The organism is Idiomarina zobellii, assembly GCF_900100855.1.
GTDB lineage: Bacteria > Pseudomonadota > Gammaproteobacteria > Enterobacterales > Alteromonadaceae > Idiomarina > Idiomarina zobellii.
Genome location: NZ_FNCB01000004.1, coordinates 160,562 through 175,491 on the forward strand (window position 1 = coordinate 160,562; position 14,930 = coordinate 175,491).

The 14,930-nt window shown below is 45.3% G+C and carries 13 protein-coding genes and 2 pseudogenes; 12 read left to right on the forward strand and 3 right to left on the reverse strand.

Translation table 11 applies throughout. From position 1 onward, the window contains the following. Positions 1–38 precede the first annotated feature (38 nt). Positions 39–1,955 (reverse strand): AAA family ATPase, encoded by a 1,917-nt coding sequence (locus BLT32_RS06140; protein ID WP_053953644.1) that lies wholly within the window; start codon positions 1,953–1,955, stop codon positions 39–41. Between the two features lie 155 nt (positions 1,956–2,110). Next, entirely contained in the window at positions 2,111–3,022 is a 912-nt protein-coding gene (locus BLT32_RS06145; protein WP_053953645.1) for a LysR substrate-binding domain-containing protein, read from the reverse strand. A 114-nt stretch (positions 3,023–3,136) separates the two neighbouring features. Between BLT32_RS06145 and BLT32_RS06150 the strand changes: the two genes are divergently transcribed. From BLT32_RS06150 to ttcA, 12 genes and pseudogenes are all read left to right on the forward strand, one after another. Further along, positions 3,137–3,700: an FMN-dependent NADH-azoreductase gene (locus BLT32_RS06150; protein WP_053953646.1), complete on the forward strand. Its 564-nt coding sequence runs from the start codon at positions 3,137–3,139 to the stop codon at positions 3,698–3,700. 300 nt (positions 3,701–4,000) lie between these two features. Continuing rightward, the gene (locus tag BLT32_RS06155) at positions 4,001–5,641 is read left to right on the forward strand and encodes a methyl-accepting chemotaxis protein (protein ID WP_053953647.1); all 1,641 of its coding nucleotides are present in this window, start codon (positions 4,001–4,003) and stop codon (positions 5,639–5,641) included. A gap of 138 nt (positions 5,642–5,779) precedes the next feature. Then, positions 5,780–7,216, forward strand: a pseudogene (ccoN, locus tag BLT32_RS06160) (cytochrome-c oxidase, cbb3-type subunit I). A gap of 11 nt (positions 7,217–7,227) precedes the next feature. Then, a complete protein-coding gene (ccoO, locus tag BLT32_RS06165; protein WP_053953648.1) occupies positions 7,228–7,848 on the forward strand; it encodes a cytochrome-c oxidase, cbb3-type subunit II in 621 nt (206 codons plus the stop codon). Next, positions 7,848–8,033: a cbb3-type cytochrome oxidase subunit 3 gene (locus tag BLT32_RS06170; protein WP_053953649.1), complete on the forward strand. Its 186-nt coding sequence runs from the start codon at positions 7,848–7,850 to the stop codon at positions 8,031–8,033. Before ccoO ends, BLT32_RS06170 begins: the two co-directional genes overlap by 1 nt. Further along, on the forward strand, positions 8,026–8,979 hold the full coding sequence (ccoP, locus tag BLT32_RS06175) for a cytochrome-c oxidase, cbb3-type subunit III (RefSeq protein WP_053953650.1): 954 nt from the start codon (positions 8,026–8,028) through the stop codon (positions 8,977–8,979). Before BLT32_RS06170 ends, ccoP begins: the two co-directional genes overlap by 8 nt. A 50-nt stretch (positions 8,980–9,029) precedes the next feature. Further along, entirely contained in the window at positions 9,030–9,527 is a 498-nt protein-coding gene (locus tag BLT32_RS06180; protein ID WP_053953651.1) for a FixH family protein, read from the forward strand. Positions 9,528–9,530: 3 nt separating this feature from the next. Then, positions 9,531–11,906, forward strand: coding sequence for a heavy metal translocating P-type ATPase (locus BLT32_RS06185; protein ID WP_053953652.1), 2,376 nt, complete (start codon positions 9,531–9,533; stop codon positions 11,904–11,906). After that, positions 11,903–12,097: a cbb3-type cytochrome oxidase assembly protein CcoS gene (gene ccoS, locus BLT32_RS06190; RefSeq protein WP_053953653.1), complete on the forward strand. Its 195-nt coding sequence runs from the start codon at positions 11,903–11,905 to the stop codon at positions 12,095–12,097. The genes BLT32_RS06185 and ccoS overlap by 4 nt, the downstream gene beginning before the upstream one ends. Further along, positions 12,081–12,752 carry a sulfite exporter TauE/SafE family protein gene (locus BLT32_RS06195; RefSeq protein ID WP_074668913.1) on the forward strand — a complete coding sequence of 224 codons (672 nt, stop codon included), beginning with the start codon at positions 12,081–12,083 and terminating at the stop codon, positions 12,750–12,752. The genes ccoS and BLT32_RS06195 overlap by 17 nt, the downstream gene beginning before the upstream one ends. 79 nt (positions 12,753–12,831) lie before the next feature. Further along, positions 12,832–13,761 (forward strand): universal stress protein UspE, encoded by a 930-nt coding sequence (gene uspE / locus BLT32_RS06200; RefSeq protein ID WP_053953654.1) that lies wholly within the window; start codon positions 12,832–12,834, stop codon positions 13,759–13,761. A 62-nt stretch (positions 13,762–13,823) separates the two neighbouring features. Continuing rightward, positions 13,824–14,741 carry a tRNA 2-thiocytidine(32) synthetase TtcA gene (gene ttcA / locus BLT32_RS06205; RefSeq protein ID WP_053953655.1) on the forward strand — a complete coding sequence of 306 codons (918 nt, stop codon included), beginning with the start codon at positions 13,824–13,826 and terminating at the stop codon, positions 14,739–14,741. 49 nt (positions 14,742–14,790) lie between these two features. On the opposite strand, the pseudogene BLT32_RS12825 reads toward ttcA, so the two are convergent. Then, positions 14,791–14,930: pseudogene (locus BLT32_RS12825) on the reverse strand (IS256 family transposase); the annotation flags it as partial.

The window sequence follows — 14,930 nt, forward strand, 5'->3', positions numbered from 1 at the left end:
TACGCTAAACAAATCCGACAAGTGTTTATGAGGGGGAATTAAGAAAAAAGTCGACGCCAAAAGCCAATAGGTTGACCTGACTCATCATCTTCTAAGGTATTTTCTTTTACCTTTTGGAAAAAGTTATCCGCCCTGCAGGAAGAGAGTATCTCTAATGCTTCCTCGACGTGAGCCACAGCATAGATGTGGAAGTTCCCTTGTTTTACCGCGTCAATGACTTCCTCGTTCAAGTTCAGTTGGTGCTTATTGGAAACAGGAATAATGACGCCTTGTTCGCCATTTAAACCACGTTCTTTACACAGAGCGTAGTAGCCTTCAATTTTTTCGTTAACAGCCCCAATAGACTGCACATTACCGAACTGGTCCACAGCGCCTGTTATGGCTAACGACTGCTTCAGCGGAATATTAGCCAGAGCCGACAGCAAGCAACACAGTTCTCCTAAAGAGGCGCTGTCACCATCGACCTCATAGTAAGACTGTTCAAAGACGACTGTCGCCGACACCGACAGCGGCGCGTACCGTGCAAATTGGTTTGCTAAATAAGCACTGAGAATCATCACGCCTTTTGTATGAATATTTCCGGACAAATCCGATTTACGCTCGATATCAATAATATCGCCGTCGCCATAATGGATAGTCGCGGTAATTCGCGAAGGTTCGCCAAACTCGCTACCGCCCATAGTTACAACCGTAAGGCCGTTTAGCTGACCAATTGCCTCACCATGTGTATCAATACGAACCTGTTGTTCAAGTATGCTACGACGACTCAATTCTGCTAAATTGCCTTCGCGGTCACGCTGTTGTTGTAAAGCGTCATCAATAGCTTGCTTATCAATTTCCGTTTGTTGACGCTCCAAAGCACAGCTGTTCGCTTCTCTTAATACTTGTAACAAGCGCACGGAGTTAAGCGTTAACTCCTGCTGATAGTCAGTGTATCGCGCGCAAACCTTTAGTAGTCCCGCATAGCCACTTTGGCTCAAAGGTAAAACATCAGCAATTTGCCAAACGTAATTAAGGTAATCGAAGTAGGGGGCAACAGGCTCATTCTGAGTGGCATAATGCCCATGAAAGTCCGCCAGAAATGGAAAGAAATGATCAAAGTCTTCGTCGTACTCACGCAGCTGGGCATACTCATTACGAGAGCCTAATAAAATTACTTTTAAGTTAACCGGAACCGGCTCAGGACGATAGAAGAACGCTGTACCAGAGTCAGGTTTTGCTGCTGACCATTCCAGCTCGCTGCACTCAATCACGTTTTTCAAACGTTTCCAAAGCTTAATGTCTTCTAAAAGTTCTGCGACTTCAATGGCTAAAACGCCACCATTGGCTTTATGAATAAGTCCAGGCTCAATAAGGTGAAGCTCTGAACGAACAGTTCCTTCAATAGCCTGTACGCCAATGTGGCCGAATAGCCGCTCCTCAGTAACCCGATCACAATAGTAATAAGGAGCAGGGTGCTCGTGTGCGACTAAAATACTGGCCAGTTGTTCGCCTTGTATGTCTTCGGGCGCCACATCTCGTATTTGTTGCATATAGTCACGCAGTTTGTGCGTGTCATAGGTTTGAGTTATTTCTTTATAGGCTTCTTCGCGATTGTCCTTGGGTAAATTAATAAACGCCCAAACCGCTTCTAAAAATGACTCAGCAGAGCCTGACGGGATATTAACCGCAACAGGTCGAAGTGCATCTTTTGGATTCGCCATATAAACCCAGTCGTACCAGCTTGAATACTCCCACTGATGCTCATTGAAATACGCGTTAAGTACATCACGTTTTAAAATGCCAGGCGAAAACAACGCATAGATATTTGAATACGTACCATGCTGCTGCAGTGAGTCGCCAAAAGCCTTAGCTGCGCGTGACTGACCAACCAATGGGTTCTCACTCAGCTCAGCAGGAAAACTCTTTAACCAGGTTTCAATATCCGGCTGTAACGCCTTGTAGTCTAATTTCATAAAACCGTCTCTTTATTATCTATGAGCGCATGATACCAGAATTCCTGAGTAACCGATGATTTGGGCCGTAAAACACCATATTACATAATTGCGTATAATGTATATTATGTTAAATGAGATATATAAATGGATAACTAAGCCGGTAAGCGCTAACTTTAAAACGTGTGCTCTGCTACTTCAGGAAGTTTTTCAGCAAGAAAATCTATTAAGGTTCTTACCGCAGGTTTAAGTCCACGGCGATGAGAATATGTCATGTGCATAATGCCAACCGGTAAGTTCCAGTTTGGTAGTAACTGAACAAGCAGCCCTTCAGATACCGCTTGCTGTCCTATGTAATTTGGCAATGCGACAATTCCCTGGTTATTAATGGCGGCTTCTTTTAACAGCATCATGTCGTCGCTAATCAGTTTCGGCTGGAAATTGATTTGCTGCTTGTCGCCTTGTTCATTGGTTAGCTGATAATGGTAACGACCGCTGGTGTAATGCAAACTCAGTTGTGGGTGTTGTATTAAGTCCTGGGGCTCTTTAACCGGCTGCGCGTTCAACAGCTCAGGAGAAATAAACAAACTTGATGGCGACTCTGTTAATGGCCGCGCAATTAACGAGGAGTCTTCAATATACGGACGTACCCGAAGCGCAATGTCGATATTTTCATCAATGAGGTTAACCGGCCTATTGGTAGCAATAACATTAAGCTGCACTTCGGGGTATTTATCCATAAACTCAGGCAGTACTTTGACCAGTAAACTTTGGCTGATGGCATACGGACAGCTAATATTCACACGACCTCTGGGCTTTTCTAACAATGCCTGAGTCACCATCTGCGCAGACTCAGCCGCATCAACTAATAACTCGCAATGCACCAAAAATGCTTCGCCAACGTCAGTAAGCTTTAACCCTGAACGCCCCCTGTTTACAAGGCGTACGCCCTGCTCTTTCTCTAATTGGCTGAGCCTGCGGCTTATGGTCGACTTTGGTAGCTCTAATTCTCTTGCCGCCGCATTAATACTGCCGACACGCACCGTGCGGGCGAATAAATAGTAATTTGCAATATTGGGTATCGACATAAGTGTTCTAATTTTGGAACGTTTAATCCCATTTTATCGTCTTTTCATTTAATTCGGAACACTTAGTATTAACGCCAACATTATGAATAAGGTAAGACTTAAAGGAGCTACCCTATGAACGTATTGCATTTAGACTCTGGTATTTTTGTTGAAGGCTCAGTGAGCCGTCAGTTAAGTGCTGACATTATTAAGAAGCTACAAGCAGAAAGCGATATTTCGGTAAAGCACCGTGACTTAGTGACTGACGCTATTCCGCACTTAGGCGCTGATGAGTTGTTAGCTGAAGATAAGCCATTAATTAACGAGTTGATTGAAGAGCTCAAAAACGCCGATGTTTTAGTCATTGGCGCCCCCATGTATAACTTCACCATTCCTACACAGCTTAAAGCCTGGATTGATCGGGTATTGCAGGCAGGCGTAACCTTCCGTTATACCGAAAATGGTCCTGAAGGTTTGCTGGAAGGCAAAAAAGCCTATATTGCTTCGGGTCGTGGTGGTGTCTATTCAACCGGAGAGGCGAGCGCGCTTGATCACCAGGAGGCCTATCTAAAAACAGCATTGTCTTTTATCGGTATTACCGATGTTGAAATCGTTCGTGCTGAAGGCCTGAACATGGGTGATGAGTCACGAGAGCAAGGTTTATCGAATGCTCAGTCACAAATAGCAGACATTGCCTAGTTTTCAAACGGTCGGCGAATTGTGAAGGTGACAAAACCAACCAATTCGCCACTTCGATAAAGTTATTTATAATTAACATTAGGTAAATTAAATAACCACTTTTAGATGGATAAGTTAAACCCAACTACAAACAAACCTGTCGCCAAATGGTTTGGTGAACAACCTTGCCAGATTAGACGTCAAGCACCATAAACGGTGGTTTTATCAGCAAGTTCTTTGACTTTGGTCTACTTTTCTTTATGTAAAGAAAGGGTAAATTAAGACGATATAAAGACTTACGTTAAAAGTTAAGGAACGGCAATGAAGTTAATACAGCGTCTTAGCATTACGCAAAGGCTGGTCACTTTATTAGGAATAGCGGCTTTTGGTACCGCCCTGATGGTGGCGTTTATGATGTTTATCCTAAATGGACTTTTAATAGACGAAGAAAAGCGCAAGCTGGATGCTGTATTAGATTCTGCCCATACCATTGTTAACTACTATTACGAGCAAGCTGAAAACGGCGACATAACCGAAGAAGAAGCCCGACAGCAAGCGTTTAACAGGCTGGACGATATTCGTTACGAAGGTGCAGAGTATATTTTTACACTGAACCGACAAGGTAAGATGGTTCAGCACCCTTTTACGAAGTCGCTGGTGGGTGAAAACGTTCTTTCTTATGAAGACCCTGAAGGTACCCAACTTTTTCAGGAAATGGTCGAAAAAGCACGTAATAACGACCGGGGCACTGTCGAATACATTTGGCAAAAAGGCAGTGATGCCAATAACTTAGTGCCAAAAATTAGCCGAATTCGTGTCTTTGAACCTTGGAATATTATTCTGGGAACAGGTCAGTATACCGATAATATTGCGGATATTTTATGGCAGGAGTTCTTTAAGCTTGCAGGTCTTGCTCTTGTGCTTGCTGTTCCTTTGATGCTCTTATTTATATTCATTATTCGCTCAATTACTCGCCCGCTTAAAACCATCAACAGCGCCATGGTTGATATTGCCGAAGGCGAAGGTGACTTAACGCGCCGTTTAGACGACTCAGGCTCGGACGAGCTTGCCAGGCTCGCCGCTTCGTTTAATACCTTCGTGCATAAAATTCAGCAGCTCGTGCAAAGTGTTCAGGAAAGCGCACACAGTGAAAGTGAAGCTGCTAAAAAACTGACTGAGCTTTCTTCAACCAGTCGTCGTCAAAGCGACGAACTCAGCTCGCAAACAGGCTCGGTTGCTACGGCTATTACAGAGCTTTCATCGTCCGCGGCTGAAGTGGCTGAGCACGCACGTCAGGCGGCAGATTCAGCGAACACGGCAGATGAAGAAGCTGGACGCTCTGCTGTCATTGTGCGTGAGTCCGTGAATAACATTGAAGCACTGACTAATGAACTTAAGAAGGCCGGTGACCAGGCCCGCCTACTCCAGGGCGGTTCGGAAAAAATTGGCAATATTCTGGGTGTCATTGTCGCTATTGCAGAACAAACCAATTTACTGGCATTGAACGCTGCTATAGAAGCTGCTCGTGCAGGTGAAGCTGGCCGTGGCTTTGCTGTTGTTGCTGATGAAGTCAGAACCCTGGCAACACGCACCCAGCATTCAACCGATGAAATTTCAGGCATTGTTGACAGCATTCAGGGAGCCATAAAAGACGTTAGCCAAATCATTACGGACGTTGAGGGTCGTTCAGCTTCGACCAATGAAGAAGCGCTGAAAGCCGAGCAAGCTATCGGTCAAATACAGGAAGCGGTTGCCAACATCTCAACCATGAACGTGCAAATTGCTTCAGCTACTGACGAGCAAAGCCGAGTCACAAAAAATCTCAACGAAAATATCACGGGTATTTCAGATCTTTCCCACGCTAACCAGGAGGCAAACGCTCAAGTTGCTGAAGTCAGTCAGAACTTAAACAAGAACAGTGTTGATTTAAGTCAACTTGTGAGCCGCTTTAAAACGCAATAACCTTGAAAGTTATGGGGATACTGGCAATATCCCCCTGTACCTTTTAGAACATAAAGCGTAAAATATAGGTACTTTTACAAGGAGTGTGTCTGGTAAAAGTCTCCTTTTTCCTGATCTTAATCATTGCGGATTTAAAAGATGAGTCAAACTATTCCACAACAACCGAACGAATATAATATGAAGGTCGTCCGGCAGTTTACTGTCATGACCATTATTTGGGGTATCGTCGGTATGGCGTTAGGTGTATTAATTGCAGCCCAGCTTGTCTGGCCTGAGCTTAACTTTAATACCCCCTGGCTAACCTACTCACGTCTTCGCCCTCTTCATACCAACGCTGTTATTTTTGCGTTTGGTACTAGTGCGCTTTTTGCTACCTCTTATTACGTGGTGCAAAAAACCTGTAAAGTGAGTCTGTTCTCAGACAAACTTGCTGCCTTTACCTTCTGGGGCTGGCAAGCCGTTATTGTTGCAGCTGTTATTACGCTGCCACTAGGTTTAACCAGTACCAAAGAGTACGCTGAGCTAGAGTGGCCAATTGATATCCTCATTGCCATTGTCTGGATAGCTTATCTCATCGTATTTTTCGGCACTTTGGCCATTCGTAAAACCTCGCACATTTATGTTGCGAACTGGTTCTATGGCGGCTTTATTGTTGTTATTGCGATGCTTCATATCGTTAACAGCCTGGCAGTACCGGTAGACTTTACTAAGTCATACTAGATGTACTCAGGTGCTGTCGATGCCATGGTGCAATGGTGGTATGGACACAACGCCGTTGGCTTCCTGCTGACTGCGGGTTTCCTGGGTATGATGTATTACTTCGTACCTAAGCAGGCAGAACGTCCGGTTTACTCATACCGTTTGTCCGTTGTTCACTTCTGGGCACTTATTTCACTGTATATTTGGGCCGGTCCTCACCATCTGCATTACACCGCTTTGCCTGATTGGACTCAGTCGGTCGGTATGGTCATGTCAGTTATCTTGTTCGTACCCTCTTGGGGCGGCATGATCAATGGTATCATGACGCTTTCTGGTGCTTGGCATAAGCTGCGTACTGACCCAATCCTGCGCTTCTTAATTGTGTCATTGTCGTTCTACGGCATGTCGACCTTTGAAGGTCCAATGATGGCAATTAAATCGGTTAACGCCCTGTCTCATTACACTGACTGGACAGTTGGTCACGTACACTCAGGCGCACTTGGCTGGGTTGCAATGATCACCATTGGCTCTATGTACTACTTAGTACCTCGCCTGTTTAACCAAAAAGAAATTCACAGCATTAAATTAGTGAACGTGCATTTCTGGTTACACACTATCGGTGTTGTTTTCTACATCGTCTCTATGTGGATTTCAGGTGTTATGCAAGGCCTAATGTGGCGTGCGACTAACTCTGACGGAACTCTCACCTACAGCTTTGTTGAAAGTGTTCAGGCGTCTTACCCGTTCTGGACTGGCCGCTTCATTGGTGGTGTCTTCATTGTCGTAGGTATGCTGTTAATGGCATATAACTGTTATAAAACCATTCGTGCTGGCCGTCGTGAGACTGCCGCAGGCAACGTCGTACAAACAGCCTGAGGGGTAAGAAAATGAGTCGCTTTAAACACGAATTTGTTGAAAAGAACTTAGGCTGGCTGTCTATTTTCATGATAATCGCAGTGTCTATTGGTGGTTTGGTTGAAATTACACCGCTGTTATTCCAAAACCAGACTAACGAGCCTATTAAAGGCTTGAAACCATACACTGCGCTTGAACTTGAAGGTCGTGATATCTACATCCGTGAAGGTTGTAATAACTGTCATAGCCAGATGATTCGTCCATTCCGTGCGGAAACCGAACGTTATGGCCATTACTCATTAGCCGGTGAACATGTTTGGGAGTTCCCTCACCTATGGGGTTCTAAGCGTACCGGACCAGACTTGGCTCGTGTCGGCGGTCGTTACAGTGACGAGTGGCACTATGTTCACTTAATGAACCCGCGTAATGTAGTTCCTGAGTCGAACATGCCGGCGTTTCCCTGGTTAGATGAGAATAAATTAACTGGCGAAAAAACTGCGAAGAAAATGGAAGTAATGCGTTCTCTTGGCGTTCCGTATACCGATGAAGATATTGCCGGTGCAAAAGAAGCCGTTCAGGGCGAAACTGAAATGGATGCGCTTATTGCGTACCTTCAGTCGCTGGGTACCGCTTTGCAGCAGGCTGATAAATAATGGATTACGGAACTTGGCGCGGCGTGTTTAGCCTGATCATCCTGGCAATTTTCATTGCCATTGTGTTCTGGGCTTTCAGCCGCCGCAGTAAAAAACAATTTGATGAAGCCGCCAACTCTATTTTCGAAGACGAGGCTTCATCAACGACTAATAGCGACAAACCGGAGTCGAAGAAAGATGAGTAGCTTCTGGAGTGCATGGATCATTGTTTTAACGCTAGCCACCTTAGTGGTATTGATCTGGCTGCTGCGTTGTAACATGAAAAACTACACACACATCGAAGAAGGTCAGGAAATGGACCACGAATTCGATGGCATTGTAGAGATGAATAACCCACTACCTAAATGGTGGACGTATCTGTTTTGGGCGTGTTTTGTTTGGGGCTTTATCTACTTAGCGCTGTACCCTGGCCTGGGTAACTTCCAGGGTCTACTGGGCTGGAAGAGCTCGAATCAGGATATCCAGTCATTGGAAGAGTCACGTCAGGCAATGCAGGCGTCTCAGGACAATGGGATGATAGTAGAGTACGACCGCGCGGTACGTGATGCAGAAGAAAAGTACGGGCCAATCTTTGAGGCTTATGCTCAACAGCCTGTTGAAGAGTTGGCTCATAATGAAGATGCGCTCGATGTAGGACAACGCTTGTTCCTGCAAAACTGTGCTCAGTGCCACGGCTCTAATGCTATGGGTGGTCAGGGCTTCCCTAACCTAACGGATAATGATTGGTTATACGGCGGTTCGCCTGAGGCGATAAAAACAACCCTATTACAGGGTCGTCAAGGCAACATGCCGGCATTTGGCGAGCAGTTCAGTGACAAGCAAATTACAGAGCTTGCTAACTATGTTGCGAGTCTAAGTGGTCGTGACCGTGATCCTGACTTGGTTGAAGCTGGCAAAGCCAACTTTGCAGTTTGTAGTGCCTGCCACGGCGCCGACGGTAAAGGTAATCAACAGTTAGGCGCTCCTAACTTAACCGATAACGTTTGGCTATACGGCGGTTCAATTAATAAAATTGAAGAAACGCTTAAGCATGGTCGTAATGGTGTTATGCCTGCCTGGAAAGATATTCTGGGTGAGGATAAAATACACGTTATATCGGCTTATGTTTACTCGCTCTCTGACGACGAGTAAAAGGAAATCACAAGCCCCGCTACGGCGGGGTTTTTTGTAAGAGGTTTACTATGCAACAACCTTGGTATAAGCAGTTCTGGCCTTGGTTTCTCATTTCCCTCCCTGTTACGGTAATGATCGTTTGCGGCGTTATTATTTATCTGTCCGTAAGTCAGGGTAATTTTTCAATGGTCGTTGATGACTATTACAAACGCGGCAAAACCATTAATGCGATAATTGAGCACGTTGAAGAAGCGCAGCGACGTGATATTAGCTTTGAATTCATCGCCAATAATGGTGTTTTTGAGCTGCGTTATAAAACTGGAAAACCGGAAGAGCTGAGCGCTTTGAAAGTTCAATTCGTACACGCAACACAAGCATCCAAAGATTTCGATTTAATGGTGACAGGCAGCGCAGACGGAACCTACCGTGCAGAAATTCCGAAAAACATTGATGGTAAATGGACCATTACGGTTGAACCTTTCGATGGCGTATGGAAAGTCAGCGAAAAATATCAGTTACCAAAGTCGGAGTTTACCCCGCTACGCCCTCTTCTTTACGGCGTTTAAACGATGGAATGCTTTCACTGTTTACAGCCCGTTCCGAAAGGCGTTGACTTAACCGTCAGTTATAAAGGCGAAAAGCACGCTGTTTGTTGCGCGGGCTGTCAGGCCGTTGCTAATACCATTATTCAGCATAACCTCGATGCCTATTATCAGCATCGCGATGAGCGACCATTAGAAACACCTTTATTGCCCGATGAGTTAAAGCAGCTAAGCCTATACGACCATCCAGATATTCAAAAAGAGTTTATTCGGGACGCTGGTGACAATATTCAAATTGCCACCCTGACGGTTGAAAATATTACCTGTGGTGCTTGTGGCTGGTTAATAGAGCAAGAGTTAATGAGACTCAACGGCATTAGAAAAGCGGTCGTGAATGTTAGCAGCCGGCGTTTACAGGTTCATTGGGACGACGGTGCCCTAAAACTCAGTGAAATACTGCAAGCGCTTGCACGCATTGGCTATAAAGCGTTGCCTTTTCAACCTAACGAAGCAGAGCACCAGTACGAGAAACAGCGTAAGAGTTACATTAAACGCTTAGGCGTTGCCGGTATTGCGACAATGCAAGTGATGATGGTGGCTTTTGGTCTTTACTTTGGTGTTGGTGGTGACTTGTCTGAAAGCCTTCAGCGCTTCCTTTGGATTGTTAGTCTGGTGTTTGCTACCCCCGTTATTTTATACAGTGCTCAGCCGTTTTATGCCGGCGCATTAAGAGGCCTGCAGGCCAGCAAGTTGAATATGGATATTCCGGTATCCATTGCCTTACTAGGTGCATACAGCGCTAGTGTGTACGCCACTATTACCAACACTGGAGAAGTTTACTTTGAGTCTATCTCAATGTTTACGTTCTTCTTGTTGACCGGTCGCTTTCTTGAGCTACTAGCAAAAGAGCGAGCCTTACGCTTTGCAACCAACCGTTTAACCCTGCTGCCTAAATTAGCTATCCGTGAAACCGCTGACAGTACAGAAGAGGTAGCGGTTCGCCAACTAAAGGTTGGCGATGTTATTCGTGTTAAACCGGGAGAAACTTTGCCGGCAGATGGGCATTTGCTCAGTGACAAAGCGCAAGTGGATGAAAGTCTTCTGACCGGTGAAAGCCGCCCTGCTGCAAAAATAAAAGGCAACAAAGTGGTTGCCGGTAGTTTAAACCAAAGCTCCCCTATTCGCGTGGAAGTGACCGAGGTGGCTCAGCAAACCGTACTTGCTGGAATTATAGCCATGCAGGACGCTGCTTTAGCTGACAAACCCAAAGTTCAACAAGTCATTGATAAAGTGGCAGGTTATTTCATTGCCGGTATTCTTTTAACCGCAACAGTTACCTTCTTAGCCTGGTGGTTTATCAATCCTGAGCATGCTTTGTGGGTGACGTTGGCGGTATTGGTTGCCACCTGCCCTTGTGCACTGTCGTTAGCCGCTCCAACCGCGCTAACCGGCATTATTCATCGATTAAATAATGATGGCATCTTGTTAAAAAATGCCGATGTGATTGAGTCGGTAAAAAGCTTAAAAACAGTCTTTCTGGATAAAACCGGCACCTTAACTGAAGGTAAATTTAAGTTACTTTCAAAGCGAGATTATGCAAAGTGTCATCATAATGATGCTCTGACAGCAGGTCTTGAGAGTCACTCTGAGCACCCTATTGCAGCGCCATTGAAGTTACTTTCAGAGCAACCTATGGCTTTTAATAGTGTCGAAAATTATCAGGGACTTGGGTTAGAAGGAATAGCAGAGGGTATTCGCTACCGCATCGGCAGCCGTGCTTTCATTCAACAGTGGCATCCGCAGTACCAACCTGATGGCGAGCACCAGGTTGTTCTTGCGAACGAATCTGAGGTTTTAGCCGAATATCATGTTGATGATCAACTTCGGCCAGAGGCAAAAGAAACAATAACAACCCTTCAGCAGCAAGGATATAACCCAGTTATTGTCAGTGGAGACAGTAAAGACAGAGTGGAACGTGTTGCTCACTCGCTGGGTATCAAGGAGTGGCACCATGAGACAAAACCGGAAGACAAGCTGAGTTTAATAACTGACGCGCAGAGAAACGGTCATACGGTCTGGATGATTGGTGATGGCATCAACGATAGCCCGGTTCTTGCGCAAGCTGATCTTTCCATGACATTTTCCAGCGCCTCTGATCTCGCTCAGACATCGGCCGATGTTATTTTAATGGGCGAATCGCTCTGGCAAATTGAAACGGTGATTAAAGGTGCGACAAAAGTACGAAGCATTATGCGGCAGAATTTTACCTGGGCATTGCTGTATAATGTCAGCATATTACCGTTTGCGGCATTTGGCTTTGTTGCGCCATGGGCAGCCGCATTAGGGATGTCCTTAAGCTCCCTTTTAGTTATCGCCAATTCATTAAGGCTATACAAGAAATGAGTGTTATCTACGCATTAATTCCGGTGGCAATTATTTTCGTTATTATTGCCATTGCTGTCTTCTTCTGGGCTGTTCGTTCCGACCAGTTTGAAGACATTGAGCGACAAGGCCTGAATATTTTAATGGATGACGACAAGCCAAAAGACGCTGATAACAAAGAGCAAGAAAGTGATAATGACGCAAAGCGCTGATTATATAACAGCCCTTATGATGGGCTTAGCGGGTGCCGGGCACTGCCTGGTAATGTGCGGTGGCATAGCCAGTGCAATTGGCGTTCGCTCTAAGCCTTATATTGTCTGGGTTTACAACCTTGGACGCGTTGCTTCTTATGTTTTGATTGGAGCACTGGTCGGGGCTGCCATAGGGTTAATATCTCCCGATGGTTCATACACCACAGTGGTACTCCGGTGGCTTGCTGCACTGTTTTTATTGCTGCTTGGATTATACTTTACCGGCTGGTTCTCTGGCCTGGTTTATATTGAAAAGCTGGCGTCGCCGCTATGGCGAAAAATTCAGCCGCTCGCAGGGCGTTTGAAGAACAACCAAGGTGTTTTGAATACTTTTCTGGCCGGCGCATTATGGGGCTGGCTTCCTTGCGGAATGGTTTATACAGCACTGAGCTGGGCGGCAATTAGTGGCACGGCTCAGGGCGGTGCGTTAACTATGGCATTTTTTGGGCTAGGTACCCTACCCGCAATGATAGCCGCTGGTCATTTTAGTCAGTTCCTGCATAACTTTTTAAAAGCCCGAGGTGTTCGCACCGCTATGGGTATTCTTCTTATTGTTTATGCACTTTGGAGTTTCGTGACACTGATCAAACCTTTTTTCCACGCATCGGGTCATTAAAGGCTTCAAATTCACTGTTCATAAGCTATTCTTAAATAAAGAAACATGACTTTAGTCGCGTTCAAATTAAGGAATAAAGATGAATAGCTTTAATAAGTTACTGGTCATTTTAGACCCTGCAGATGAACATCATAAAGCGCTCAAACGTGCGTTGCACATGGCGCGACTCAACCCTGACTGTAAACTCACGTTATTTCTGTCTATTTACGACTTTTCGTATGAAATGACAACGATGCTGTCGAGTGAAGAGCGTGACATTATGCGCTCCAACCTAATTGCAGACAGAAAAGCCTGGATTGATGATCTGCTCAGTCAGTTTGACACTGACAACATGGAAATCGAAAAAGAGGTTGTTTGGCATAACCGTCCTTTTGAAGCCATTATTGAAGAAGTTTTGAAAAATAACCATGAGCTTCTGATTAAAGGCACCCAAGTGAGTCCAAGCTTTCAGAACCTTCTCTTTACACCAACCGATTGGCATTTGCTGAGAAAAGCGCCTTGTGCCGTGTTATTGGTGAAAGAACACGAGTGGCCAAGTCATGGACAAATTATCGCAGCCGTTCACACAGGCTCTGAGGAAGAACACCACCAAAAGCTTAATAAGCGAATAATTGAGCATGCTCAGGCAATGAGTAAAACACTCGATGCTAGTGTTCATTTAGTCAATGCTTATCCCAGTGCTCCGGTGAATATCGCGGTCGAAATTCCTGAGTTCGATGTGACGGAATACTCAGATGCACTGGAACAACACCACATTAATAGAATGGCGGCGTTAGGTCGTGAATTTGGCATATCCTCTCATGCGCAGCACCTTTCACAAGGTTTGCCTGAGCAAGTGATACCGGATTTTGCCAAACAACTGGACGCCGAACTTGTTGTGCTTGGTACTATCGGCCGTACCGGCATTAGCGCTGCCCTACTCGGCAATACCGCAGAGCATGTGCTCGACCAAATAAACTGTGACGTACTGGCCATAAAACCGGAAGATTTCAAATGCCCCCTCGCTTGATGCGAACCGCTTAGGTATAATCCGCGCGTTATTTTAAGCAAGTCGGGTAAACGGGAGCCATAATGGCAAATAGCAGTCAGTACAGCTTCAATAAGTTACAGAAGCGAATTCGCCGGGAAACCGGCAAAGCCATTCAGGATTTTGGCATGATTGAAGACGGCGATCATATTATGGTTTGCCTGTCCGGCGGCAAAGACAGTTATACATTGCTAGATACCCTTATGTATCTTCAACGTGTCGCGCCTATTAAGTTCTCTCTCGTAGCCGTTAACCTCGATCAAAAACAACCGGGCTTCCCTGAGCACGTTCTGCCAAATTATCTGGATTCACTAGACGTTGACTATAAAATTGTCGAAGAAGACACCTATAGCATCGTCAAAGATAAAATTCCTGAAGGGAAAACCACCTGTTCACTTTGCTCTCGTTTACGCCGTGGCATTTTGTACCGAACTGCGAAAGAGCTAAAAGCGACCAAAATAGCGCTGGGTCACCATCGCGATGACATGATTGAAACGCTTTTCTTAAACTTATTTCATGGCGGTAAGCTCAAGTCGATGCCTCCAAAGCTTGCCAGTGACAACGGTGAGCACATCGTTATTCGACCACTTGCATACAATAAAGAAAAAGACATTGAGCAGTATTCTCAAGCTATGGAGTTCCCTATCATTCCTTGTAACTTGTGCGGTTCACAGGAAAATTTACAACGCAAACAAATAAAGCAAATGCTCAATCAGTGGGACAGGCAGTTCCCGGGGCGTGTTGAAAGCATTTTTACCGCCATGCAGAATGTGGCTCCTTCACATTTGGCCGATAATAACCTTTTCGACTTTTTATCAGTTATGGCAGACGGTGTTGCTAAAGAAGACGGCGACAAAGCCTTTGATGACGAGCCTATTCAAAACAAGCAATTTGTAGCATCCGATGATTATGACAGTGAGAATTCCGGCGTACAGAGCATAAGTATTAAACAGCTGGCCTAAAAAAAGCCCCTTTCGGGAGAGTGTTCAATATTCTGTGTCAGCCAAGTTTTCATAAATCTATGTGGCCATCCAGTCGACCTTCAAAGTGGATGGTTAGCTGAGACAGTGTCAGATTCCAGTTCTGCACCGGGTGCGACCAGCGCTCAGTTGCTTTTAACATACCCGCGTACAGCAGCTTAAGCAAGCTAC